This is a genomic window from Actinophytocola sediminis (assembly GCF_054779715.1).
The window spans coordinates 202,270-224,204 of sequence record NZ_BAAGXS010000028.1 but is presented as its reverse complement, the minus strand read 5'-3'; the positions used below and the strand labels follow the sequence as shown (position 1 = coordinate 224,204).

Below are 21,935 nucleotides of genomic sequence, written 5' to 3'. Positions count from 1 at the left end.
GGCTCACCCCCCGATCCGCACGGTGACGGTGGTGCCCCAGACCGCGAACCCGATGAAGAAGTTCATCAGCGCCACGGTGACGATCGTGGTGCGCACCGAGCGGCCGACGGCCACGCCGACCCCGGCCGGCCCGCCGGCGGCCCGGTAGCCGTAGTAGCAGTGCACCAGGATGATCACCACCGCGAAGATCAGCACCTTGCCGAAGGACCAGAACACGTCCTCGGGAGGTAAGAACAGGTTGAAGTAGTGGTCGTAGGTGCCGGCCGACTGCCCGTAGACGTAGACGATGATCGACCGCGACGCGAGGTAGGAGCTGAGCAGGCCGATGATGTAGAGCGGGATGACCGCGACGAACCCGGCGATGATCCGGGTGGTCACCAGGAACGGCAGGCTCGGCACACCCATCACCTCGAGCGCGTCGATCTCCTCGGAGATCCGCATCGCGCCCAGCTGCGCGGTGAACCCGGCGCCGACCGTGGCCGACAGCGCGAGCCCGGCCACCAGCGGCGCCACCTCGCGGGTGTTGATGTAGGCCGAGGCGAACCCGGAGAACGCGGCCGTGCCGATCTGGTCGAGCGCGGCATAGCCCTGCAGGCCGACGACCGTGCCGGTGAACACGGTCATGCCGACCATCACGCCGATCGTGCCGCCGATCACCGCCAGCGCGCCGGAGCCGAAGCTGACCTCGGCCAGGATCCGCATGGTCTCGCGCAGGTACCTGCGCAGCGTCCTGGGGATCCAGCCGAGCGCGCGCAGGTAGAACGACAGCTGGTCGCCGAGGGTGTCCAGCCAGGTCAGTGGCGTTCGCGCCACCCGCTTCGCGGTGTCCGCGATGGAGGCCATGATCAGCTCCCCTTCTGCGGGACGATGCTCAGGTAGACGGCGGTGAGCACGAAGTTCACGAAGAACAGCAGCAGGAACGTGATCACCACGGACTGGTTGACCGCGTCCCCGACACCCTTCGGCCCGCCCTTGGGGTTGAGCCCGCGGTAGGCGGCGACCACCCCGGCGATGAAGCCGAAGATCAGCGCCTTGAGCTCGCTGATCCACAGGTCCGGCAGCTGGGCGAGCGCGGAGAAGCTCGCCAGGTAGGCCCCCGGGGTGCCGCCCTGCAGGATCACGTTGAAGAAGTAGCTGCCGAGCATGCCCACGACCGAGACCAGGCCGTTGAGCAGCACCGCGATCACCATCGCGGCCAGCACCCGTGGCACCACCAGCCGCTGGATCGGGTTGACGCCGAGCACTTGCATGGCGTCGATCTCCTCGCGGATGGTGCGCGCGCCAAGGTCGGCGCAGATCGCCGAGCCGGCCGCGCCGGCGACCATCAGCGCGGTCACCAGCGGCGCGGCCTGCTGGATGATCGCGAGCACCGCGGCGGCGCCGGTGAACGACTGCGCGCCGAGCTGGACGATCAGGTTGCCCAGCTGCAGCGCGACCACCGCGCCGAACGGGATCGCGACCAGTGCCGTCGGCAGGATCGTGACGCTGGCGACGAACCAGCACTGCTGGATGAACTCCCGGAACTGGAACGGCCGCCGGAAGGTCTGCACGATGACGTCCAGCGCCAACGCGAACAGCCGTCCGGTCTCGCGCAACGCACCGGCACCGGGGAAGGAGGCGGTCGGCCTCCGCGCGGTCGGTGCGGTCATGCACCACCACCCGGTCCCGGTGGCTGGTCGGAACGCCAGGCCGACTTCGGCAGCCGGGCGATCTCCTCGTCCAGATCGCCGTACCGCGCCGCTCTCGGCCGAGGGCTTGGCCGGGGCGCGGTGGTGGCCGGACCGGCGCCGAAACCGGTGTGCACGCCGTAGCGGGCGCGCTCCTCGGGCGTGAGGGAGTCGACGATGCCCTGCTGGGCCTGGGCGGGCAGGGTGTGGATGATCCGCATGACCCGGTCCTTGCGCCGGCGCACCGCCTGGCGGGCCGGCAGGCCGGGGGTCGGCTCGCTCTGCGGGACGACGCCGCGCACGTCCTCGGTGCCGCCGTCGTGGTGGCCGGCGTCGACGTCGGCCTGCTCGGCGGCCATGGTGGCCTCGTCCTTCTCCTCGCTCATGCCGATCGGCCCGATCCGGCTGCCGTTGAGGAACTGCTTGACCGCCGGCTCCTCGCTGGTCAGCAGCACCTCGCGGGGACCGAACATGACCAGTTCCCGGCGGAACAGCATGCCGATGTTGTCCGGCACCGTGCGCGCCACGTGGATGTTGTGCGTGACGATCAGGATCGTGGCGTCGATCTGCGCGTTCAGGTCCAGCAGCAGCTGGGAGATGTAGGAGGTGCGCACGGGGTCGAGGCCGGAGTCCGGCTCGTCGCACAGAATGATCTCGGGGTCGAGCATGAGCGCGCGGGCCAGGCCGGCGCGTTTGCGCATGCCGCCGGAGATCTCGCCGGGGAGCTTGCGCTCCGCGCCGGCGAGGCCGGTCAGGTCGAGCCGCTCGAGCACCAGCCGGCGGATCTCGGACTCGGACTTCCTGGTGTGCTCGCGCAGCGGGAAGGCGACGTTGTCGAAGAGGCTCATCGAGCCGAACAGGGCGCCGTCCTGGAACAGCACGCCGAACTGCTTGCGGATCTCGTAGAGCTTGCGCTCCGAGCAGGTGACGATGTCGACGCCGTTGACCTCGCAGCGGCCACTGTCCGGCTTGAGCAGGCCGATCATCGACTTGAGGAACACCGACTTGCCGGTGCCCGACGGGCCGAGCAGCACGCTGACCTCGCCCGGCGGCAGCGTGAGGGTGACATCACGCCAGATCGTCTGGCGGCCGAAAGACTTGGTCAGGCCCTCGACGACGACCTCGGCGCCCATCGAACCTCCCCGCGACTTGGCCGGTTTTCACCAAGGTGCAACGAGCGGGCAGGCCGTAGGTTACTGCCGAGTCGGTATCGGTATGCCACGGCATACCGAACAAGCGATCAGGGCCGGCACCCAAGGGGTACCGGCCCTGAACTGCACAAACGGTCGCGTCTGCGCGGCAAACCTCAGAGTGCCCTGAATGACTCATTCAGGACGCTCAACGTCTCGAATGGGTCATTCAGGGCATTGCTCACTTGAGGTTGACGGTCGCGCCGGCGCCTTCCAGCTTCTCCTTGGCGGCCTCGGCGGCCTCCTTGGTGACCTTCTCCAGGACGGCCTTGGGAGCGGACTCGACCAGCTCCTTGGCCTCCTTCAGGCCAAGGCCGGAGACGACCTCACGCACGACCTTGATGACCTGGATCTTCTTGTCGCCAGCAGCCTCGAGGACGACATCGAACTCGTCCTGCTCCTCGGCCACCGGGGCACCGCCGTCGCCCTGGGCCGGGCCGACGGCCACGGCCACCGGCGCCGCCGCGGTGACGTCGAAGGTGGTCTCGAACTCCTTCAGGAAGTCCGACAGCTCGAGCAGCGTCATCTCCTTGAACGCGTCGAGCAGGTCGCTGTTGCTCAGCTTCGCCATAGCGGCTTGTCCTTTCTAGAAAGTGGGGGTGTTCAGCTCTCGGCGGGGGCCGCTTGGTCGGCTGACGCCTTCTTGGCCTCCAGGGCCGCGACCAGGCGCGCGGCCTTGGACGCGGGTGCGGCGAACAGCGTGGCCGCCTTGGAGAGGTTGCCCTTCATCGCGCCCGCCAGCTTGGCGAGCAGCACCTCACGGGAGTCGAGGTCGGCGATCTTGTCGACCTCGGCGACGGTGAGCGGGCGGCCATCCATGTAGCCGCCCTTGATGACCAGGCCCTTGTGCTCCTTGGCGAACTCGCGCAGCGCCTTCGCGGCGTCCACCGGCTCGCCCTCGACGAACGCGATCGCGGTCGGGCCGATGAACAGGTCGTCAAGACCCTGCACCTCGGCCGTCTCCGCGGCACGCTTGACCAGGGTGTTCTTCGCGACCCGGTAGGTCGTGCCCGAACCGAGAGCGCGACGCAGGGTGGTCAGCTGGGACACAGTGAGGCCGCTGTACTCGGTGACAACGGCAGCCGAGCTGTTGCGGAACCGGTCCGCGATCTCCGCGACGGCCTCAACCTTGTCTGCCTTCGCCATGGTCGCCTCCTCTCTTGGCTTTGTACCGCCGGCATCGAGAGGCCAGAGAAACGACGAACGCCCCGGCGCAGGGCACGGGGCGTGAATCGAGCGCATGCGCGCTCGTACCTCGTTCTCCTGCGCGGGCCGCCCTGCGAAACCAGGACCTTCGTCCGCTTCCGGTTGCCCGGGCGCGGAGACCAGCGGTCTTCGGTAGAACCAGCGACGAGAATACGCGGTGGCCAGGAACGATTGCACATCGCCTCCCCCTTGTACCGTCCGTGGCCGGCACGGCACGGCATGATGGAGGCCGTGGCAGACAACGAGCATCAGGTACCGGGGCCCCAGCCCGGCCCGCCGCCGGCTGCCCCACCCCCGGCCCAGCCGGCCGACCCGACCGAGGCGCCGACCCCGCCGCGCGGGGAGCTGGTCATCCCGCCGCCCACCGCGCCGGCGCCGATCGACGAGCGGCAGGTCCGTGAGTTCCAGCAGTTCCAACAGTTCCAGGAGCTGATGCGGCGGGAGAAGGAGCGCGGCTTCCCCCAGGGCGAGCCACCGCCGCCTGGCTTCCTGCAGCCGTGGGGTCCGCAGCCGGCCAAGCAGAACCCGGTCAAGCGGGCGCTGAACGCGATCGTCGGCAAGATCGTCACCGCGGTCATCGTGGCGCTGCTGCTGATCGGCGCGGGCTACTTCGCCATCGACTACTTCTTCGGCGGCCCGCCCTCCCAGCCGCCGGCCTCCCAGATCGGCGGCCAGAAGACCAAGGACCGGTTGCTGTTCGAGAAGAACCCGCGCAGCGCCGTGCGCCGGGTCTACGAGAACATCGCGATGGGCGACCAGCCAGGAACCTGCGACCGGTTCACCGAGGACGCGCGCGCACAGTTCACCGCCGCGTTCCCCGCGCTCGGCGACTCGTGCGAAAGCGTCGTCGACGGGCTGAAGGCGCAGGTCACCGAGGGCATGAAGGACGAGTACGCCAACCCGTGGATCCCCGCCGCCGCGGCGGCGCCGACCGGCGACACGGCCACCGTCAGCTCCTGTGAGTTCGACGTCACCGGCGGCCCGCGACTCGGCCGGTTCACCCTCGGCGTGATCGAGGGATCGCTCGACGGGCAGTGGATCGTGACCGGGTACGAGCAGGAGAACTGCCAGACCGATCCGAGCACGCCACCGACCTCCTGACCGGACCGACTGAACCAACGCGCCGCCCTCCTCGTATTGGGAACTGGACACAGTTCGCCCGATTCCAATACCGAGGAGGTCGCGAATTGGGAGCCAAACACCGGCCGGCGTCACGAAAAGCGCTGATCGCAGGGGCCGGCGCGATAGCGGCCGGAACCCTGGTCGCCGTCCTGCTGCCACAGGCCCAGGCCGAGAGATCACCCGACCGGTCGCCGGTCACCGCCATGTCCCAGCTCACCGAGCTGCGCCAGGCGCACATCCCCGGCACCGCGTGGGCGGTGGACCCGCGCACCGACACGATGATCGTCAGCGCCGACCCGACCGTCACCGGCAGAACCTGGGACCGTCTCGAGTCCACCGTGGAGAAGCTCGGCGACGACGTCGCCACCCTCCAGCGGATCCCCGGTGAGATCAGCCTGTTCGCCGAGGGCGGGGACGCCATCTTCGCCGGCGGCGGGCGCTGTTCGCTTGGCTTCAACGTGGTCACCGAGGACGGCAGTCCCGGGTTCCTGACCGCGGGACACTGCGGCGTCATCGCCGAGCAGTGGTCCGAGGAGCAGAACGGCCAGCCGATCGCCACCGTCCAGGACGCGGTGTTCCCCGGCGAGGGTGACTTCGCCCTGCTCACCTACGACGACCCGAACGCCGAGGCGCCGAGCGCGGTCGACGTCGGCGACGGTCAGCTGTTCGGCATCAACGAGGCCGCCGAGGCCGACATCGGGCTGCCGGTGTTCCGCATGGGCAGCACGACCGGCCTGTTCGACGGTGAGGTCACCGGCCTCGAGGCCACGGTGAACTATCCGGAGGGCACGGTCACCGGCCTGATCCAGACCACGGTCTGCGCCGAGCCGGGTGACAGCGGTGGCCCGCTGTTCACCGAGAACGGCACGGCTGTCGGCCTGACCTCAGGTGGCAGCGGCGACTGCACCAACGGCGGCGTGACCTTCTTCCAGCCGGTGACCACCGCGCTGGCGGCGGTGAACGCCGAGATCGGTGGTGTCGAGTAGGCCGATTATCTGAACAACGTTGAGTAGCCAGGGGAAACAGAACGACGCCCCCGAGACTGGAACCTCGGGGGCGTCGTTTCGTTGGAAAGCTGGCTCAGGAAACCGGCTCGTCGGTCAGCAGGTTGCGGGTGCGGCCCGGGTCGACCTGGATGCCGGGGCCCATGGTCGTGGAGAAGGTGACCTTCTTCAGGTACCGGCCCTTGGCCGCCGACGGCTTGGCCCGCAGCACCTCGTCCAGCGCGGCGGCGTAGTTCTCCACCAGCTGGGCCTCGGCGAAGGACGCCTTGCCGATCACCAGGTGCAGGTTGGACTGCTTGTCCACCCGGAAGTTGATCTTGCCGCCCTTGATGTCGGCGACGGCCTTGGTGACGTCCGGGGTCACGGTGCCGGTCTTCGGGTTGGGCATCAGGCCGCGGGGGCCGAGGATGCGGGCGATGCGGCCGACCTTCGCCATCTGGTCGGGAGTCGCGATCGCCGCGTCGAAGTCGAGCCAGCCACCCTGGATGCGCTCGATCAGGTCCTCGGCGCCGACCTCGTCCGCACCGGCGGCGATGGCCTCGTTGGCCTTGTCACCGGTGGCGAACACGATCACACGCGCGGTCTTGCCGGTGCCGTGCGGCAGGTTGACCGTGCCGCGGACCATCTGGTCCGCCTTACGGGGGTCGACACCCAGCCGGATCGCCACCTCGACGGTCGCGTCCAGCTTCACCTTGGTGGTCTCCTTGGCGAGCTTGGCCGCCTCGAGCGGCGTGTACAGCCGCTCCCGGTCGATCAGCTCGGCGGCCTGGCGATAGGCCTTACTGCGCTTGGTCATAAATCTTCCTCACGAAAGTCAGTGGTCACGAGCCAGCGCCTGGCTCTCCCACGGTGTCGAATTGATCGGTCTTGCTCCCGGGTTTGATGGTCGCGGCTAGTCGCGGTCTGCGCCCGTCCTGTGTTTATTGGTCGCTCCCGCGACTGCGCTAAGCCGCCGTCTTCCCTCGTCACGTGCTCGGCGCTGGCGCGCCTGCGCTCGCTCCTCAGTCCAGACGGCGTCCGCTCCGTCGCTCCCGCTCTTATTCGACCGTGATGCCCATCGACCGGGCGGTGCCGGCGATGATCTTGGCGGCCTGGTCGACGTCGTTGGCGTTGAGGTCGGACTTCTTCGTCTCCGCGATCTCGCGCACCTGGTCCCAGGTCACCTTGGCGACCTTGAGGCGGTGCGGCTCGCCGCTGCCCTTGTCCACGCCCGCGGCCTTGAGCAACAGCTTCGCCGCCGGCGGGGTCTTGAGCTTGAAGTCGAACGAACGGTCCTCATACACGGAGATCTCGACCGGCACCACAGTGCCCCGCTGCGACTCGGTCGCGGCGTTGTAGGCCTTGCAGAACTCCATGATGTTCACGCCGTGCTGACCGAGCGCGGGGCCCACCGGGGGCGCCGGGTTGGCCTGGCCCGCGGTGATCTGCAACTTGATGACCGCAGACAGCTTCTTCTTCTTGGGTGGCATTTCTTCCCTGCTTGTTTCTTGTTCTCGGCAACCGCGGTCAGATCTTGGAGACCTGGCTGAACGACAGCTCGACCGGCGTCTCCCGGCCGAAGATCGACACCAGGACCTTCAACTTCTGCCCGTCCGCGTTGACCTCGCTGATCGTCGCGGGCAGCGTGGCGAACGGGCCGTCCATGACGGTGACCGACTCGCCGACCTCGAAGTCGACCTCCACCGACGGGCCCTTGGCCGGCGCGGCCGTTCCCTTGCCCGCGGCCGCCGGCTTGGCCTCCTCCACCTGTGGGAGGAGGAACTTCAACACCTCGTCGATGGACAGCGGCGACGGCTTGGACGTCGCGCCGACGAAGCCGGTGACCCCGGGGGTGTTGCGCACCGCCGACCAGGAGGGGTCGTTGAGCTCCATCCGGACGAGGATGTAGCCGGGCAGCACCTTGCGCTGGACCTGCTTGCGCTGCCCGTTCTTGATCTCGGTGACCTCTTCGGTCGGCACCTCGACCTGGAAGATGTAGTCCTCCATGTCCAGGGTCTGGATCCGGGTCTCGAGGTTGGTCTTGACCTTGTTCTCGTAACCGGCATAGGAGTGCACGACGTACCACTCGCCGGGCGCGCGGCGCAGCGCGTCACGCATCTCGGCGGCCGGGTCGGCGATCTCATCCTCGACGTCCTCGGCCGAGTCCTCGGACTCGTCGGATTCGTCGGCGGAGTCCACCGAGTCCTCCGCAGAGTCCTCGGAGTCATCGGTGGTGTCCTGGATGTCCTCGTCGGTCGCGACACTGTCCTCGGCTGGCTCCTCGGCCCGCCCCACTGTGTCCTCGACCGACAACGCCGCCTCGGCCTCGTCGAAGCTGGTCGGCTCCTGGCTGCCGGTCGCGCCGTTCTCGGAGCTCACTGTTGGGTCTCGCTTCCTTTCATAGATCACGTGTCCTGATCGGCTCAGCCGAACAGTGCGGACACGCCCTGGCCGAGCGCGAGGTCCAGCCCCGCGATCAGGGCAACCATGAAGGCCACGAAAACCAACACGACAGCCGTGTACGTGATCATCTGCTTGCGGGTCGGCCAGATGACCTTGCGGAGCTCGGCGACGACCTCGCGCAGGAACCGGAAGATCCGCGAGAAGAACCCGGGGCTCTCCTTGCGGTCCCTGGTCGGCGTCGGCCGTCCCTTGTGCTCGCCGGTCTTGCTCAGCGCGGCCTTGCTCTTCGCCCGCGGCCGCGCCTTGTCGCCGGCCTTGTCATCCGCCTTGGCCGACTTCGCCTCGTCCGCGGATGAGTCCTTCCGCGCAGCAGGGCGAGCGGAAGCCCGGCGCTCACGCCGCGCCGCGGCGGTGACCGGACGAGAAGGGCGCTCCTGCCCCTTGTCCCGCTCCTTGTCCCGGTCGTCAACCACGCCAGTTCCTCCGCTCGATGGATCCACACCTTGCGTCTGACGCAGGGGTGACAGGACTTGAACCTGCAACCTGCGGTTTTGGAGACCGCTGCTCTGCCAGTTGAGCTACACCCCTTCGCGATCTCGATCGCTCGATCTCGCGGTCTTCGGACGCATCGAACCTACCCCACTGTGCAACGTGGGGTTGGATCGTCAACTTCCAAGTTCCAGAGTGTACGACAACGCCTGACGAGCTCCGCAACCGCGCCCGTCAACCAGACCCCGAGACGACCATCCCGACCGGTCTGGGACCATCTGGTCATGGCCGTAGACAGCACCGTGAGCAGGATTTCCGCCCGGATCGGCGGCATCGCCGAGTCCGCGACCTTGGCCGTGGACGCCAAGGCCAAGGCACTGAAGGCGGCCGGCCGGCCGGTCATCGGCTTCGGTGCCGGCGAGCCGGACTTCCCCACCCCGCCCGCCATCGTCGAGGCCGCCGTGGCCGCCGCGCAGGACCCGCGCAACCACCGCTACACCCCGGCCGGGGGTCTGCCGGAGCTGCGCGAGGCCATCGCCGCGAAGACGGCCCGCGACAGCGGCTACCAGGTGGCGGCCAACCAGGTGCTGGTGACCAACGGCGGCAAGCAGGCCGTGTACCAGGCCTTCGCGACCCTGCTCGACCCCGGCGACGAGGTGCTGCTGCCGGCCCCGTACTGGACGACCTACCCCGAGTCGATCGCGCTGGCCGGCGGCGTCGCGGTCCCCGTGGTGACCGACGAGACCAGCGGCTACCTGGCCACGGTCGAGCAGCTGGAGGCGGCCCGCACGCCGAGGACCAAGGCGCTGCTGTACTGCAGCCCGTCCAACCCGACCGGCGCGGTCTACCCCCGCGAGCAGGTGGCCGCCATCGGCGCCTGGGCCGCCGAGCACGGCATCTGGGTCGTCGCGGACGAGATCTACGAGCACCTGACCTACGACGGCGTCACCGCCGAGTCGATGCCGGTGGTGGTCCCGGAGCTGGCCGACACCTGCGTCGTGGTCAACGGCGTGGCCAAGACCTACGCCATGACCGGCTGGCGGGTCGGCTGGATGATCAGCCCGGCCGACGTGACCAAGGCGGCCGCGAACCTGCAGTCCCACCTGTCCTCGAACGTGGCGAACGTGTCCCAGCGGGCGGCGCTGGCCGCGGTGTCCGGGCCGCTGGACGCGGTGCACGAGATGCGCGCGGCCTTCGACCGCCGCCGGCAGACGATGGTCCGGCTGCTCGGCGAGATCCCCGGCGTCGAGGTGCCGACCCCGCAGGGCGCCTTCTACGCCTACCCGTCGGTGAAGGCCCTGCTCGGCAAGGAGCTGCGCGGCACGAAGGTCGAGACCAGCGTCGACCTGGCCGCGCTGGTCCTCGAGCACGCCGAGGTGGCCGTGGTCCCGGGTGAGGCGTTCGGCACCCCGGGCTACTTCCGGCTCTCCTACGCCCTCGGTGACGACGATCTGGTCACCGGCGTGACGCGGATGGGTGAGCTGCTCCGCGAGGTGCGGTAACCCGCCCACCCTGGACGGTGCCGCGTTGGCAGCACCGTCCAGGACGGTCACCGGCGGGGTCTCGACCGGGAATCGGAAAACCGCAGTTTCCAGGCTGACAGCGACTCCCCGTCCGATGGAAGCCGCAAGTTTTCAGATGGCGACAACGGGTGAATTGGCGGGCTCCGGCTGAGTGACGCACAATCGTTTTTTCGGTGCTGACCTCGGGGGAACCATTAACATGCGCGGCCAGGCGCCGGAGCCGTCCGATCTCGTCCGTTCGGTGTCCCGGGGTTTCCGGATCCTGGAGGAGGTCGGCGCGAGCAAGGCCCCGCTGACCGTCAAGGCGATCTCCCGGCGCTGTGGGCTCAACCTCTCCACCACCTACCACCTCGTGCGCACCCTCACCTACGAGAACTACCTGGTCCGTGACCCCACCGGCCGCTACACGCTCGGCTCGTCGGTCGCCCGCCTGTTCCACGACCTGCAGGGCTCGTTCGAGCAGTCACCCGAGGTGCACGCGGTCCTGGGGCACCTGTCCGCGACCACTCGGCACTCGGTCTACCTCGGCCGGTTCGTGTCCGGCCGGGTCGTGGTCACCGACCTGGTCGAGGGCCCGGAGTCACCACACCTCGAGGACCTCGAGGTCGGCCTGGACGTGGCCGCGCACGCCACCGTGCTGGGCAAGGTGCTGCTGGCCTCGCTCCCCCGTGCCCGCCGCGCGGCCTACCTGTCCGCACAGGGAATGCGCCGGTTCACCGCCCGCACCCTCATCGACACCGCCGACCTGGAAGTCGAGCTGGCCGGCGCCAGCGCCGACCGTCCCTTCCTGGAACACGGCCAGTTCCGCGAGGGCGTCTCCTGCGTGGGCGCACTGGTCAACCGCCCAGACGACCCATGGGCAGTGGTGGCGTCAACCCGAGCCGAGGAGATCCCGCCAGAGGTCATCTGGCACACGATGCGCGCCGCCGAGGACCTGGCCGCCATGGACCAGCCCTGAATGCCTCATTCGGGACGTTGAACGTCGTCAATGCCTCATTCAGGGCGTCGCGGCCGGGAGCCGGACGATGGCGACGGCCTTGCCCAGCACGGCCCGCCCGTCGAACTTCGCCGTGAGATCCACCCGCGCCGTGCCGTCCTCCCGGACCTCACGGACCTTGCCGCTCAACTCGACCAGCGCCCCGGCCTCGTCATTGGGCACAACCACCGGCCGAACGAACCGCGCACCGTACTCAAGCAGCGCCCCAGGGTCACCAAGCCACTCGGTGACCACCCGCGCGGCGATCCCCATGGTGAACATGCCGTGCGCGATCACGCCGGGCAGCCCAACCTCGGCCGCGACCCGCTCGTTCCAGTGAATCGGATTGAAGTCCAACGAAGCACCGGCATAACGCACCAGATCAGCACGCGTAACCCGAACCGACAGGCCCGGCAGCTCAGTGCCGACGACGATCTCCCCAGCCGTCACACCGCACCCCGCACAACCAGCTGCGCCCGAGCCACCACAACCCGCTCGCCATCCTCGGTGTCGACATCAACCCGAAGATCAAGAAAGTCGTTACCAGCCCGGTTCATGACCCGCTCGATATGAGTGACCACAGTCACCCGATCCCCAGCTCGCACCGGCCGCGTATAGGCGAACGACATGTCCCCATGCACCATGCGGTCGTAGTCGAGCCCCAGCCGCTCATCCCCAACCAGCGACTCCAACGAGTACCGACCAAACAGGATGGTGGGAAAAGTAGGCGGCGCGATCACATCGGGATAGCCAGCAGCCGCAGCCGCCCCAACCTCCCGATACACCGGGTTGGGGTCGCCAACAGCATCCGCGAACTCCCGGATCTTGGCCCGCCCAACCTCGTAAACCTCCGAACGCGGGTAAGCATGCCCAGCGAAGGAGGGATCCAACGGCACCTAGCGAGTTTCCTTGTGCAGCCGATGCCCACCACAGTTCGGGCAGAACTTCTTCACCTCAAGACGATCCGGATCGTTACGCCGGTTCTTCCGAGTGATGTAGTTCCGGTGCTTACACTCCTCGCACGCCATCGTGATCTTCGGTCGCACGTCGCTGCCAGCCACAGCCTAGCCTCTCTCTCACACTCAACGCGTAGCGGTGGCCGGACTTGAACCGGCGACACAGCGATTATGAGCCGCTTGCTCTACCGACTGAGCTACACCGCCCCAACACCCACCAACCCTACCGACCCAACCCCAGACAACCGAGACAACCCACCCACCACCTGAAAGAAGCTCAAGCAGAGAAGCAGGCAAGCAAACGATCATCCAAAGCTGACACCGCCTGGGGGTCCAGGGGGCTTGCCCCCTGGCAGGGGTCTGGGGGCTCGGCCCCCAGTGTAATAAGCGAGCAGGCATGTCCATGTTCTCCATGGACATGCCTGACCCACCTGCGAGCCCCAATACGGAATCGAACCGTAGACCTTCTCCTTACCATGGAGACGCTCTACCGACTGAGCTATTGGGGCGTGCTCGGCCTTCTTGCTTGAGCCGAGATGACTGTACACGGCGGCTCATGGTCAACGAAATGGGGCTCCCACCTCAGGACAGCAGGGTCAGCACGGTCTCGTCGCGCAGCCCGCGCGCCTTCGCGGTGCGCGCCTGCAACCAGGCCTCCAGCCGCTCCTCGGACAGCGGACGGGAGATCAGATAGCCCTGCGCGACGTCGCAGCCCATGTTGGCCAGCTGGTCACGGGCGGCGTCCTCCTCGACGCCCTCGGCGACCACGATCAGCCCGAGCGAATGACCGAGCTCGACGATCGAGCGGACCACGGCCAGGTCGCCGAGATCGCTGCCCATGCCGAACACGAAGCTCTTGTCGATCTTCACCTCGTCGACCGGCAGCTGCCGCAGGTAGGCCAGCGAGGAGTAACCGGTGCCGAAGTCGTCCACGGCCAGCACGACGCCCAGCGCGTGCAGCGAGCGCAGCACCGGCAGCGCCCTGGCCGGGTCGGCCATCACGCCGGACTCGGTCAGCTCCAGGGTCAGCAGCTCGGCCGGCACCCCGTTGCGCTTGAGCGCCGCGTCGACCTGCTGGGGGAAGTCCAGGTTGGCCAGGCTGCGCACGGACAGGTTCACCGCGACGCCGATCCGCAGGTCGCGGTCCATCCACTTGCGGATCCGGACCAGCGCCTTCTCCAGCACGAAGTCGGTGAGCGCGTCGACCAGCCCGGCGGCCTCGACGGCCGGCACGAACTCGTCCGGGTCGAGCCGGCCGAACTCCGGGTGCACCCAGCGCACCAGCGCCTCGACGCCGAGCACCGTGCGGCTCGGCAGCGCGACCTTCGGCTGGTAGTGCACGCTGACCTGGCCGGACTCCAGCGCCTGGCGGAACTGGGTGACCAGCTGGAAGCGCCGCAGGAACATCTGGCCCATGCTCGGCACGTAGGCCTTGACCTTCTCCCCGCTGGTCCGCGCGGCCCGCAGCGCCACGTCGGCCCGTTTGAGCAGCTCGTCGACGTCGGGCTCGGCGACCGCGCCCTCGCGCGGCACGCCGGCGGCGTCGGTGAACAGCACGCCGTCGGACATCGCCGAGGAGGAGTAGCCGACGACCACACCGGCCTCGACGGTCAGCCGGTCGACCGGGTAGGGCGTGGAGAGGCTGGCGAGCAGCTTCTCGGCGACCTCCTGTGCGCGGTCGAAGTCCGAGTCGACCAGCAGCGCGGCGAACGCACCGCCCTCCAGCCGGGCGAGCGGGGTGTCCGCACCGAGCGCGTCGCGCAGCCTGCGGCCGGCGGCGATGGTGATCCGGTCGCTCCACGCGTAGCCGAGGGCGTCACTGATCGCCGACTGCACCTCCAGGTCGACCCGCAGCATCACCGAGCCGGGGTTGTTGGCGAGCAGCTCGCAGGCGACCTGGCGGAAGCCCGGCCGGTTGTGCAGGCCGGTGAGCGGGTCGTGGTAGGCGTCGTGGCGCAGGGTGGCGAGCAGCCTGCGGTTGTCCAGTGCGGTGGCCAGGTGGCTCGCGGTGGTGCCGATCATCCGCAGGTCGGCCTGGCCGAAGCCGCGCCAGCGGTTGAGCTTGTCGTGCGCCTCGACGACGCCGAGCAGGTGACTCGCGCTGCGCAGCGGCACGACCAGCGCCTCGTCCGCGCCGCGGCGGGCGAGCGCCTGCCGGACCTCGGACAGCGCGTCGAGCCTGCGGAAGTGCCGGACGTGCGAGCCGGGCAGGCGCAGCAGCGCGTCGGCCCGGCTGCCGGCGGCCTCCAGGTCGATCATGTCCGAGGGCAGCGCGTCCCCGGCGACGACGGTGTGCATCGGCGACTGCGGGTCGAACCGCAGCCGCAGGACGACCCTGGCCGCGCCGAGCTGGTCCTTGATCCGATGGGCGACGCCGAGCCAGTCGTCTGACCGGACCGCGTTCGCGGTGTCCTGGCCGATCGCCGGCCGGGCGGCCGCGCGCCTGCCCGACCGCGCGACGATCAGGCTGACCTCGGACAACGCCTCGAGGTCGCGCTGTTCGCGCAGCAGGCCGGCGTAGGCGAAGTAGAGCGCCCAGACGCCGCCGGCCATGGCCAGCACCAGCAGCCACCCGTCGGCGACGTTGGTCGCGACCTGGTAGCCGACGACCCCGACCGAGGCGTTGACCAGGCCGAGGACCAGGGTGCGGGAGACGAGCATGGTGGCCGCGGCGAACCGCATCCGCCTGCCGAGGATGTGCACCGCGGCGAGGGCGAGCAGCGTGCTGGAGACCGGGGCGCTGAGCGCGCCGGCGAACGCGGCGAACCAGGCGGGCCCGGTGCCGTCGGCGAGGTTGCCGACGACGGTGAACACGGTGAACGCGGTGGTGATCTCGAGGATCTCCGCGCCGGTGTTGTAGAGGACGCGGTCCTGCACCCGGCGGGCGAGCAGCGTGCCGACGCCCGCGATGAGGTGCGCGGCGAGCACGACCTGGAACGGCGCCACGAGCAGGCCGATGGCCAGCGGGATCTCGGTGAACGAGATGGTCCAGGAGACGCCGCCGCGGACGTCGATGTTGACCGAGATCTGTTCGACCACCAGGAACGCGAGGACGAACAGCAGGCCGACGCCGATGAGGTCGGCGGATGGCTCGAGCGGCAGCCACCAGGAGACCAGGGCGGCGGCGAGGATGCCGACGATCAGCACGAGCACGGAGAACCCGCCGAAGCGGCGGTCGATAGTGGGGTCGGGCGGAAGTTCGGTGGCGCGCTCAGGTGCCGTGTCCGTCATGCACTCTCCTCGGCCGTCTGGGTGACAACCAGGTCAGATAACCGCCGCACAGTGACGACAGCCTCGAACGAGCCACGTCACGGTCGCGTAACTGTACCCCGTCTGGACGAAGATTCCGACTGTGCTAAGAGGATTCGGTTACCGAATTGGTGGCTCGCCGTCACCCGGATGGCGTCACCAGCTCGGCTCGTACGTCGAGGAATCGTCCGAGATCAGTCACCTCGTTACCGATTTCGGCGGAGATCTTCCGGTCGGTGTGCAACTCGACGACAAGAGCACCCTGGGTGGGGGTCGCCCGCCAGGTGCCGACCGCGGCGCCGTCGACCAGGACGGTGGGCATCACGAACCCGCCGCCGGACTGGATCCGCGAGCGCAGACCGGCCGGTACCGCGAGGTCACGACCGCGGTAGCCGAGCAGGTAGGCGTCGAAGTGCCCGAGCAGCCGGGGTGGGCAGGCGGGCGCTGGTTCGGCGCCGGTGAGCACATAGGCGGCGGAGCCGTCGAGCTCGACGGTGTCGACGAGGTCGGCGATGGCCGCCAGCCCGTCCCTCGCGCGGGTGATGGGCAACCCGGACCAGGCGGCGAGGTCCTCGGCGGTCGCGGGTCCGTAGCCGGCGAGGTAGCGGTGTGCCAAGGTCGCGAGCGCGTCCGCGGGATCGGTGTCCGGCCGGGGCCCGAGCCAGTCCCGGACCTGGACATAGGTCGGCTCGTCGCGGGCGGTCTCCGGCCCCCGGCAGACGAGCCCGACGTTGGCGGCCCAGCTCAGCAGGTGCGCCGGCGCCTGCCCGCGCTCGTCGATGCCGAGGTCGAGCCGCTCGATCAGGTCCCGGCGCGGCAACGGCTCGCTCAGCCGCTCGATCCGGGAAGCGGCCTTGTCCAGCAGGGCGTCGGCCAACCCGAGCTGCCGCCGCCGAGGCGCTCCCCGAGCCGCGAAGTAGGGCCCGAGCAGCCCGTTGACCCACCAGTAGTCCTCGGCGGTGAGCATGTGCAGGGTGCCGCGCATGGCCCAGGTGCGGACCACGGTGCGGTCGCGGCAGGCGGCGTCGACGTCGGCGGCGGTGCGGCCGGTGGTCCGTGCGCGGACCGCGAGCCGGTTGGCGCGCGGGTCCTGCGCCTGCAGGCCGACGACGCGCGCGACCGCGTCGTGGACGTTCGCAGCCGGCGTGTTCAGCCCTTGACGCGCGACCCGGTCCCGTCGGGTCTGGTTCGGGTCGAGTCGCCGCATGGCGCGGGACCCTAACGAAAGCGGGCGTCGCCAACGAGCGGCAGGAGGTCGTCGACCGCGAAGCCGCACAGTAACGCGGCACGCAGGGCCGCCATGGACTCGGTGATCTCGTCGACCCGTTCCCGAGGCCGCCACAGGGCGAGATAGGCCGTCATTCCCGCCGCGATGGCCGCGCGGTTCCGGTTCAGATCCAGAATCTCCGGCGTGGCCGAGCTGAGCGGCTCATCGTCGAGCAACGGCAGGCCCTCCAGGGGAAGCTGGTTCCAACCCAACCGGCCGAGCAGGACCCGCAGAACAGTGTTCCGCTCCCCCAACCTGACCCGCAGCTCGGCCAGTTCCCCACCGACGAGATCCAGTTGTTCGCGATACCGCCCGATCAACATGGCCTCGACCTTGTTGAGATTCCGCAGCTGGGCCTTGAGCAGGTACTCGAGTTCACTCAGCTCCCCGCCGGGGCCCTTGCCGACCACCCAGACCTCGTCCCGAGCCCGCCCGGCGACGATCTCGGCCCTGGTGACGACGTCGCCTGCGCACATGAGCGACCGGTTCAACGTCGCGTAGGAGACGAGGAGGTCATACCCCAGCCGCGCGGCTGTCGGTTGGTCCCGCGCCGCCGGAACGAGGCGGCCCAAGGCGTCCACAAGCACCCTGAGAACGTCGATCATCCTCGCCCGATCCTTGAAGCCACACCCCTGCCGGCTGCTCAGCGTAGCGGACCGCTGACAGCATGTCAGACCGTGACAGCCGGCACCGGGCCGTCCGCGTCGACGTCGCCGCTGGCGGCCCTGGCGAGGTACCGGCTGACGGTCTGCCGCAGGTGCGCGGCGTGCCGGTAGATGTCCTCGACGGTGTCGATGGGGATGCGGGTCTCGACCTTGGCCTCGTCGAACAGCCCGAGGTACTTGCGGGAGCGGTTGAGCCACAGCCGCGCGATCGGCTTGCGGTTGTTGTCGTCGAGCAGGACGCCGCAGTAGGTCTTGGTGTCCCGGACGACCACGCGGGCCGCCGGCACCTCGCTGCAGACGATGGCCCGGACGATCCGGTAGCCCTCGATCTCCTCGTCCGTCGTGACCAGGTCACCGTTGGTCTCGGCCGGCTCCGGTGCCGGCTCGGGCACACTGACGAGGACGTCCGGGCCGCCGAGGGCGTTCTTGAGGCGGTCGTTGACCTGTTCGGTGAGGAACTGCCGCGCGGCCTTGGTCACCAGGGGGACGAACTGTTCACGGACCCGCTGGGTGAACGAGCCGTCGTAGACCCGGGTCGTCAGGAACCGGACCCAGTCGTCCTCCGGCTGTTTGAACTGGGCGGCGAGCACCCGCTTGAGCTGCCCGATGTACTTCAGCTCACCGGCGGCGCTGATCACCGAATCCAGGTCGAAGGATTCCTTGGTGAGTTTCGCGAGCTCCGGCAGGAGCGTTTCGTCAAGAGCACCGAAGTCGAGCACCAGGAATGGCTTGGCGTCCATCCGGTTGGGCGCGTCCAGGTCGGTGTAGAAATGGTAGGACTCGCCGTTGGTCAGGATCGCGATACGCGCGTTGGTCACCGCGAAATAGCGGAAGAGTTGCGAGGCATGTTCGACCCGCAACGGGTCGTTGATCTTCTTGACCTCGATGAGCAGCTGGATCTGACCGCCGTGCGCGACGGCGTAGTCGATCTTCTCGCCCTTCTTGGTACCCACATCCGCGGTGAACTCGGGAATCACCTCGGCGGGGTTGAAGACGTCGTAGCCGAGCACCGTGCTGATAAACGGCATGACGAAGGCGTTCTTGGTCGCCTCCTCGGTCTCGATACTCGCCTTCTGCTTCCGAATTTTCAGCGCCAACGCCTGCGTCCGCTCAGCGATATCCATATCGACCTCCCGCATGGTGTTCCCTCAGTCGCGAACCACGGTGACCGCGTTACAAGATCGACGTGAGCCGCCCGCGTTCGCCCGACGCAGACCTCGCGTGGTTCCCTGTCCTCGACAGTGTTGATCAGGTGACGCTCCGCTGTCGCGGAGTCGAGCCGGCAGGACAAGGACGTTGAAGATGAGAGCGCGTCGATGGGCCAACACGGTTGAAACCGGTCACGGAACAGGCCGCCGACGGCCATGACCAGCATGGTTTCGTTGTGGGCCAGCGTGATCGCGGTCGCGGGCACGCTGGCGGGCGGCCTGCTCGGTGGTGTCCTGCAGGCCCGTTCCGCTCGGGTGGCTCGCCGGGAGACGCGTGCGGAGGACCGGCGCACGGAGGCATTGGCCGCGCTCACCGCGTTGCTGTCGGCGGTCGCGGACCACCGGCGCGCCCGATGGGACCGCGAAGACCTGCGACTGTCCGACGCGGATCAGGACACGCAGCAAGCGGCGCGCGCGGCCGGCCGGATAACCCGCGCGGCCATCACGGCGCCGTTGGCCACGGTGTCCATCCTGCTGCCAGAACTGGCCGACACGGCGGACGCCGCGATACAGGCCACCTACGCGATCAGGGAAGTCCCCGACCGAGCCACTCTCGACCAGTTACGCACGGCGGCCGTCGCCGCCGAACGGCAGTTACAGCGCGACGCGTCCGGTGTCTTCGCTCCCGAACGCCGCCGCCCGCGCCTCACCCGCCGGGAACGGTGAGGACCCCGGTCCCAGCTCCGCCGCTGAGACGGACTTTGCAGGTGCTTTCGCCGCACGATAACGCGGTGTATCGTTACTCTCTTCGCCACGCGCGGAGTCCTGTTGGGACTGCCATGGACGACCTCGCAGCCGCCCTCACGCGCCTGGCAGCAGCCTTCCCCGACGACCCAGGCCCCGCCGCTGACCCGTTCGAGTATGACGGCCCGTTCTACAGACTGGTCTTTCACGGCAAATGGGCGTTCGGCTCCAACGAAGCCGCCTTCGTCAACCAGATGTTGTCCGCGACGCCGCGAATCCTGCGCCTGCACATCGACGGGCCACCTCTCAGCTTCGACGAGGCCGTCCCCGCCCGGTTTGTCGAGGCAGGGTGGCAGGAGTGGCCCGCCGAGCAACGCACCGCAGTCGCAAATGTGTTGCGTACATGGTGGAACACGACCTTGACCACCTACCCAAGCACCCACCCGGTGAACGAAGTCCTCGTTTTCCTCACACAGATCACTGGCGACGTACGCCCATGGCTGACCACCTGGACGACGATCGGCGGGACCGCGGCGGCCCACCAACTTCGCACATTCATGACCGCCAACCTCTTCTGGCGAACCGATCTATCCGACTTCGACCAGGACACGGCACTGGACGCGATCGACCGCTGGCTACTCCGCGACGGCATCGACATCCTGGCCGCCCTGCCATCAGGCCCCGACCTCGACGCCGGCCTGACGGAGCTTGCCGAGGCCGAGCAGGGCCGCTGGTGGCTGTGGTGGCCGGCCAGCCAACTCACCCACCCACGCCATCGTCCCAGGTAGTTACGCACGAACGAGTCGGCATCTCGCCCTGCACCCCTTGGTACAGCCTCTCCTGTCTTGGCGCCCCCGTTTGCTTCGCCGAGCGAAGCCCCCGAACGTTGGCCCACACATGGCCCACAAACCGTCGCAACCAGCCGCCGTCACCCGGACGTAGCCGGACAGACAGCAAACGGCCCGTTGACCTGTTCTTGCTGGTCAACGGGCCGTTTGAGCATGTGGTGGCGGGTGAAGGGTTCGAACCTTCGTAGCTTTCGCGACAGATTTACAGGCGGCTGGATGACGTCCCATAGGTCTCTGACCAGCAGGTATGTCGCCACGAAGAGCGACAGCGATCCTCGGATCACACTTGCGCAACGAAGTTCGCACCCAAACTCGCACCCACCCGAGATGATGACCCCCGGCGCTGTCGAGACTCAGCGCTCGCCGTGGGCGGGCTCAACTGACCGCGCGCGGAACAGTCCAGGGTCGACCCCTAATCGACCTCCTGAGAAGTTAACCTGCGCCGGGCAACATCAACTCGTCGAGCGGCTGGAACCGGACCGGCGTATCCACGATGCCGGACTTGCCCGGTATACGACGGATGAGCCCTTCGACCAGCACTGCACGGCCGGCGTTGTGCCACTCCCACGCTTCGCGATAGGTCTCGATAGGGAGCCGCACCCTGACTTCAGACGGTCTCCCTCGGCGCATGGTCGACACTGCGATCTCACCGAAAGGATCATCATGGTTCTCATGACGGAATTGGACGATGGAACCGGAGAACACCTGTTTGGACGACGCTTTTCGCTGTCGCAGCCGTTCAGCCACGGACCGGACCAAATCAACAGCGTCCGCGCTGATCGATACCTGTCGTGGCATTGTGTCCGGGGCAGGCACCACCGGCGCCCACTCGACGCTGGTCTCGAACTCTCCGATCGCGCTCTCTTCGAGGACATTCACTAACCCCGCGCAGAACTCCCGACTTACCCCTCGATAAACTAGTTCGTGGATGTTGTCGACGTTCGGGATACGGTCGGGCTGCACGACAAGATCACGAACAGCCTGCATCGATTGTGCGAATGTACGCACAACCCGGCGCTCAAACGGCTCCGGCGCGGCGCTATACAGGGCGGGCTCCAGGCCGTCATACAGGGTTGGCTGCTTGGAGATAGTTGGGTCAGGCTCCGGGATCGGCACCAGCACCGGGATAATGAACGAGCCTCTCTCGGTGTGCCCCATGAATGAATCGCGAATTACTTCATCACCAAAACGCGAGTAGCTGCCGCCGATCTGAGAACGCTCCCTTCTAGCCGTGGTAGCGGTCGCGCGTAACATCGTCCGCGCAGAACTGATCAACTTCGTCGCCGTCTCAAGAGGGATCTTGTCAATGATGCGAAGATCGTTCACTGCACGCAAGTGTGTAACATCGAAGCGAACGTATCGTACCGCATCAGCGGTCACTTTGACGTCCCGCCGTTCGGATCGCGCAAGCCTGCTCAACACTGAGCTAATCAATACATCATCCGGTTCGTGTGGAACACCGATTCGCGAATCATTCTTCATCCAAAGCGTTCCGCCCG

At 68.2% G+C, this 21,935-nt stretch carries 23 protein-coding genes and 3 tRNA genes; 6 read left to right on the top strand and 20 right to left on the bottom strand.

What is annotated here, in order from left to right; all coding sequences use genetic code 11:
• Positions 1-3: 3 nt before the first annotated feature.
• The 5 genes from ACYVIP_RS18820 to rplJ all read right to left on the bottom strand — a co-directional run bounded on the left by ACYVIP_RS18820 (position 4) and on the right by rplJ (position 4,003).
• Complete coding sequence (locus ACYVIP_RS18820) at positions 4-843, bottom strand: MlaE family ABC transporter permease (protein ID WP_460397953.1); 840 nt, start codon at positions 841-843, stop codon at positions 4-6.
• A 2-nt stretch (positions 844-845) separates the two neighbouring features.
• Positions 846-1,649 (bottom strand): MlaE family ABC transporter permease, encoded by an 804-nt coding sequence (locus ACYVIP_RS18815; protein ID WP_460397951.1) that lies wholly within the window; start codon positions 1,647-1,649, stop codon positions 846-848.
• Positions 1,646-2,800, bottom strand: coding sequence for an ABC transporter ATP-binding protein (locus ACYVIP_RS18810; RefSeq protein ID WP_460397949.1), 1,155 nt, complete (start codon positions 2,798-2,800; stop codon positions 1,646-1,648). The genes ACYVIP_RS18815 and ACYVIP_RS18810 overlap by 4 nt, the downstream gene beginning before the upstream one ends.
• Positions 2,801-3,038: 238 nt before the next feature.
• Entirely contained in the window at positions 3,039-3,428 is a 390-nt protein-coding gene (gene rplL / locus ACYVIP_RS18805; protein WP_460397947.1) for a 50S ribosomal protein L7/L12, read from the bottom strand.
• Positions 3,429-3,460: 32 nt separating this feature from the next.
• Entirely contained in the window at positions 3,461-4,003 is a 543-nt protein-coding gene (gene rplJ, locus ACYVIP_RS18800) for a 50S ribosomal protein L10 (RefSeq protein WP_460397945.1), read from the bottom strand.
• A 291-nt stretch (positions 4,004-4,294) separates the two neighbouring features.
• On the opposite strand from rplJ, the gene ACYVIP_RS18795 reads away from it, so the two are divergent.
• Together ACYVIP_RS18795 and ACYVIP_RS18790 are read left to right on the top strand one after the other, a co-directional pair.
• Positions 4,295-5,164 carry a hypothetical protein gene (locus ACYVIP_RS18795; protein WP_460397943.1) on the top strand — a complete coding sequence of 290 codons (870 nt, stop codon included), beginning with the start codon at positions 4,295-4,297 and terminating at the stop codon, positions 5,162-5,164.
• Positions 5,165-5,250: 86 nt separating this feature from the next.
• Complete coding sequence (locus tag ACYVIP_RS18790) at positions 5,251-6,171, top strand: S1 family peptidase (RefSeq protein WP_460397941.1); 921 nt, start codon at positions 5,251-5,253, stop codon at positions 6,169-6,171.
• 94 nt (positions 6,172-6,265) lie between these two features.
• Here ACYVIP_RS18790 and rplA read toward each other — a convergent pair whose 3' ends face one another.
• From rplA to ACYVIP_RS18765, 5 genes are all read right to left on the bottom strand, one after another.
• Positions 6,266-6,985, bottom strand: a complete 720-nt coding sequence (gene rplA / locus ACYVIP_RS18785; protein WP_460397939.1) for a 50S ribosomal protein L1 — start codon at positions 6,983-6,985, stop codon at positions 6,266-6,268.
• Between the two features lie 241 nt (positions 6,986-7,226).
• A complete protein-coding gene (rplK, locus tag ACYVIP_RS18780) occupies positions 7,227-7,658 on the bottom strand; it encodes a 50S ribosomal protein L11 (protein WP_460397937.1) in 432 nt (143 codons plus the stop codon).
• Between the two features lie 37 nt (positions 7,659-7,695).
• Positions 7,696-8,547: a transcription termination/antitermination protein NusG gene (nusG, locus tag ACYVIP_RS18775; RefSeq protein ID WP_460397935.1), complete on the bottom strand. Its 852-nt coding sequence runs from the start codon at positions 8,545-8,547 to the stop codon at positions 7,696-7,698.
• Between the two features lie 44 nt (positions 8,548-8,591).
• The gene (secE, locus tag ACYVIP_RS18770; RefSeq protein WP_460397933.1) at positions 8,592-9,044 is read right to left on the bottom strand and encodes a preprotein translocase subunit SecE; all 453 of its coding nucleotides are present in this window, start codon (positions 9,042-9,044) and stop codon (positions 8,592-8,594) included.
• 42 nt (positions 9,045-9,086) lie between these two features.
• A tRNA-Trp gene (locus tag ACYVIP_RS18765) sits at positions 9,087-9,159 on the bottom strand.
• A 185-nt stretch (positions 9,160-9,344) separates the two neighbouring features.
• On the opposite strand from ACYVIP_RS18765, the gene ACYVIP_RS18760 reads away from it, so the two are divergent.
• Both ACYVIP_RS18760 and ACYVIP_RS18755 read left to right on the top strand, forming a co-directional pair.
• Entirely contained in the window at positions 9,345-10,562 is a 1,218-nt protein-coding gene (locus tag ACYVIP_RS18760; protein WP_460397931.1) for a pyridoxal phosphate-dependent aminotransferase, read from the top strand.
• A 220-nt stretch (positions 10,563-10,782) separates the two neighbouring features.
• Positions 10,783-11,541 (top strand): IclR family transcriptional regulator, encoded by a 759-nt coding sequence (locus ACYVIP_RS18755; protein ID WP_460397929.1) that lies wholly within the window; start codon positions 10,783-10,785, stop codon positions 11,539-11,541.
• Positions 11,542-11,580: 39 nt separating this feature from the next.
• Here ACYVIP_RS18755 and ACYVIP_RS18750 read toward each other — a convergent pair whose 3' ends face one another.
• The 9 genes from ACYVIP_RS18750 to ACYVIP_RS18710 all read right to left on the bottom strand — a co-directional run bounded on the left by ACYVIP_RS18750 (position 11,581) and on the right by ACYVIP_RS18710 (position 18,820).
• Complete coding sequence (locus ACYVIP_RS18750) at positions 11,581-12,009, bottom strand: MaoC/PaaZ C-terminal domain-containing protein (RefSeq protein WP_460397927.1); 429 nt, start codon at positions 12,007-12,009, stop codon at positions 11,581-11,583.
• On the bottom strand, positions 12,006-12,455 hold the full coding sequence (locus tag ACYVIP_RS18745; protein WP_460397925.1) for an FAS1-like dehydratase domain-containing protein: 450 nt from the start codon (positions 12,453-12,455) through the stop codon (positions 12,006-12,008). The genes ACYVIP_RS18750 and ACYVIP_RS18745 overlap by 4 nt, the downstream gene beginning before the upstream one ends.
• Positions 12,456-12,620 carry a 50S ribosomal protein L33 gene (rpmG, locus tag ACYVIP_RS18740; RefSeq protein WP_460397923.1) on the bottom strand — a complete coding sequence of 55 codons (165 nt, stop codon included), beginning with the start codon at positions 12,618-12,620 and terminating at the stop codon, positions 12,456-12,458.
• Positions 12,621-12,649: 29 nt separating this feature from the next.
• Positions 12,650-12,722 (bottom strand) — tRNA-Met (locus ACYVIP_RS18735).
• Between the two features lie 229 nt (positions 12,723-12,951).
• A tRNA-Thr gene (locus tag ACYVIP_RS18730) sits at positions 12,952-13,024 on the bottom strand.
• 73 nt (positions 13,025-13,097) lie between these two features.
• Positions 13,098-15,746 carry a putative bifunctional diguanylate cyclase/phosphodiesterase gene (locus ACYVIP_RS18725; RefSeq protein WP_460397921.1) on the bottom strand — a complete coding sequence of 883 codons (2,649 nt, stop codon included), beginning with the start codon at positions 15,744-15,746 and terminating at the stop codon, positions 13,098-13,100.
• Between the two features lie 160 nt (positions 15,747-15,906).
• A complete protein-coding gene (locus ACYVIP_RS18720; protein WP_460397919.1) occupies positions 15,907-16,971 on the bottom strand; it encodes a winged helix DNA-binding domain-containing protein in 1,065 nt (354 codons plus the stop codon).
• An 11-nt stretch (positions 16,972-16,982) separates the two neighbouring features.
• Positions 16,983-17,636 carry a hypothetical protein gene (locus ACYVIP_RS18715; protein WP_460397915.1) on the bottom strand — a complete coding sequence of 218 codons (654 nt, stop codon included), beginning with the start codon at positions 17,634-17,636 and terminating at the stop codon, positions 16,983-16,985.
• 65 nt (positions 17,637-17,701) lie between these two features.
• The gene (locus ACYVIP_RS18710) at positions 17,702-18,820 is read right to left on the bottom strand and encodes a type I restriction endonuclease (RefSeq protein WP_460397913.1); all 1,119 of its coding nucleotides are present in this window, start codon (positions 18,818-18,820) and stop codon (positions 17,702-17,704) included.
• Between the two features lie 240 nt (positions 18,821-19,060).
• On the opposite strand from ACYVIP_RS18710, the gene ACYVIP_RS18705 reads away from it, so the two are divergent.
• On the top strand, positions 19,061-19,570 hold the full coding sequence (locus ACYVIP_RS18705; protein ID WP_460397911.1) for a protein kilB: 510 nt from the start codon (positions 19,061-19,063) through the stop codon (positions 19,568-19,570).
• Between the two features lie 113 nt (positions 19,571-19,683).
• Positions 19,684-20,376 (top strand): hypothetical protein, encoded by a 693-nt coding sequence (locus ACYVIP_RS18700; RefSeq protein ID WP_460397909.1) that lies wholly within the window; start codon positions 19,684-19,686, stop codon positions 20,374-20,376.
• A 492-nt stretch (positions 20,377-20,868) separates the two neighbouring features.
• On the opposite strand, the gene ACYVIP_RS18695 is transcribed toward ACYVIP_RS18700, so the two are convergent.
• Entirely contained in the window at positions 20,869-21,816 is a 948-nt protein-coding gene (locus ACYVIP_RS18695) for a hypothetical protein (protein ID WP_460397907.1), read from the bottom strand.
• Positions 21,817-21,935: the final 119 nt, after the last annotated feature.

Excerpts from the sequence above, each read along its gene's own strand:
- rplA (WP_460397939.1), bottom strand. The coding sequence starts at position 6,985 with ATGACCAAGCGCAGTAAGGCCTATCGCCAGGCCGCCGAGCTGATCGAC.
- ACYVIP_RS18700 (WP_460397909.1), top strand. The coding sequence starts at position 19,684 with ATGGACGACCTCGCAGCCGCCCTCACGCGCCTGGCAGCAGCCTTCCCC.
- ACYVIP_RS18810 (WP_460397949.1), bottom strand. The coding sequence starts at position 2,800 with ATGGGCGCCGAGGTCGTCGTCGAGGGCCTGACCAAGTCTTTCGGCCGC.
- ACYVIP_RS18820 (WP_460397953.1), bottom strand. The coding sequence starts at position 843 with ATGGCCTCCATCGCGGACACCGCGAAGCGGGTGGCGCGAACGCCACTG.
- rplK (WP_460397937.1), bottom strand. The coding sequence starts at position 7,658 with ATGCCACCCAAGAAGAAGAAGCTGTCTGCGGTCATCAAGTTGCAGATC.
- ACYVIP_RS18710 (WP_460397913.1), bottom strand. The coding sequence starts at position 18,820 with ATGGATATCGCTGAGCGGACGCAGGCGTTGGCGCTGAAAATTCGGAAG.
- ACYVIP_RS18705 (WP_460397911.1), top strand. The coding sequence starts at position 19,061 with ATGACCAGCATGGTTTCGTTGTGGGCCAGCGTGATCGCGGTCGCGGGC.
- ACYVIP_RS18760 (WP_460397931.1), top strand. The coding sequence starts at position 9,345 with ATGGCCGTAGACAGCACCGTGAGCAGGATTTCCGCCCGGATCGGCGGC.
- ACYVIP_RS18755 (WP_460397929.1), top strand. The coding sequence starts at position 10,783 with ATGCGCGGCCAGGCGCCGGAGCCGTCCGATCTCGTCCGTTCGGTGTCC.
- ACYVIP_RS18715 (WP_460397915.1), bottom strand. The coding sequence starts at position 17,636 with ATGATCGACGTTCTCAGGGTGCTTGTGGACGCCTTGGGCCGCCTCGTT.
- ACYVIP_RS18815 (WP_460397951.1), bottom strand. The coding sequence starts at position 1,649 with ATGACCGCACCGACCGCGCGGAGGCCGACCGCCTCCTTCCCCGGTGCC.
- rplL (WP_460397947.1), bottom strand. The coding sequence starts at position 3,428 with ATGGCGAAGCTGAGCAACAGCGACCTGCTCGACGCGTTCAAGGAGATG.
- rplJ (WP_460397945.1), bottom strand. The coding sequence starts at position 4,003 with ATGGCGAAGGCAGACAAGGTTGAGGCCGTCGCGGAGATCGCGGACCGG.
- ACYVIP_RS18725 (WP_460397921.1), bottom strand. The coding sequence starts at position 15,746 with ATGACGGACACGGCACCTGAGCGCGCCACCGAACTTCCGCCCGACCCC.
- ACYVIP_RS18720 (WP_460397919.1), bottom strand. The coding sequence starts at position 16,971 with ATGCGGCGACTCGACCCGAACCAGACCCGACGGGACCGGGTCGCGCGT.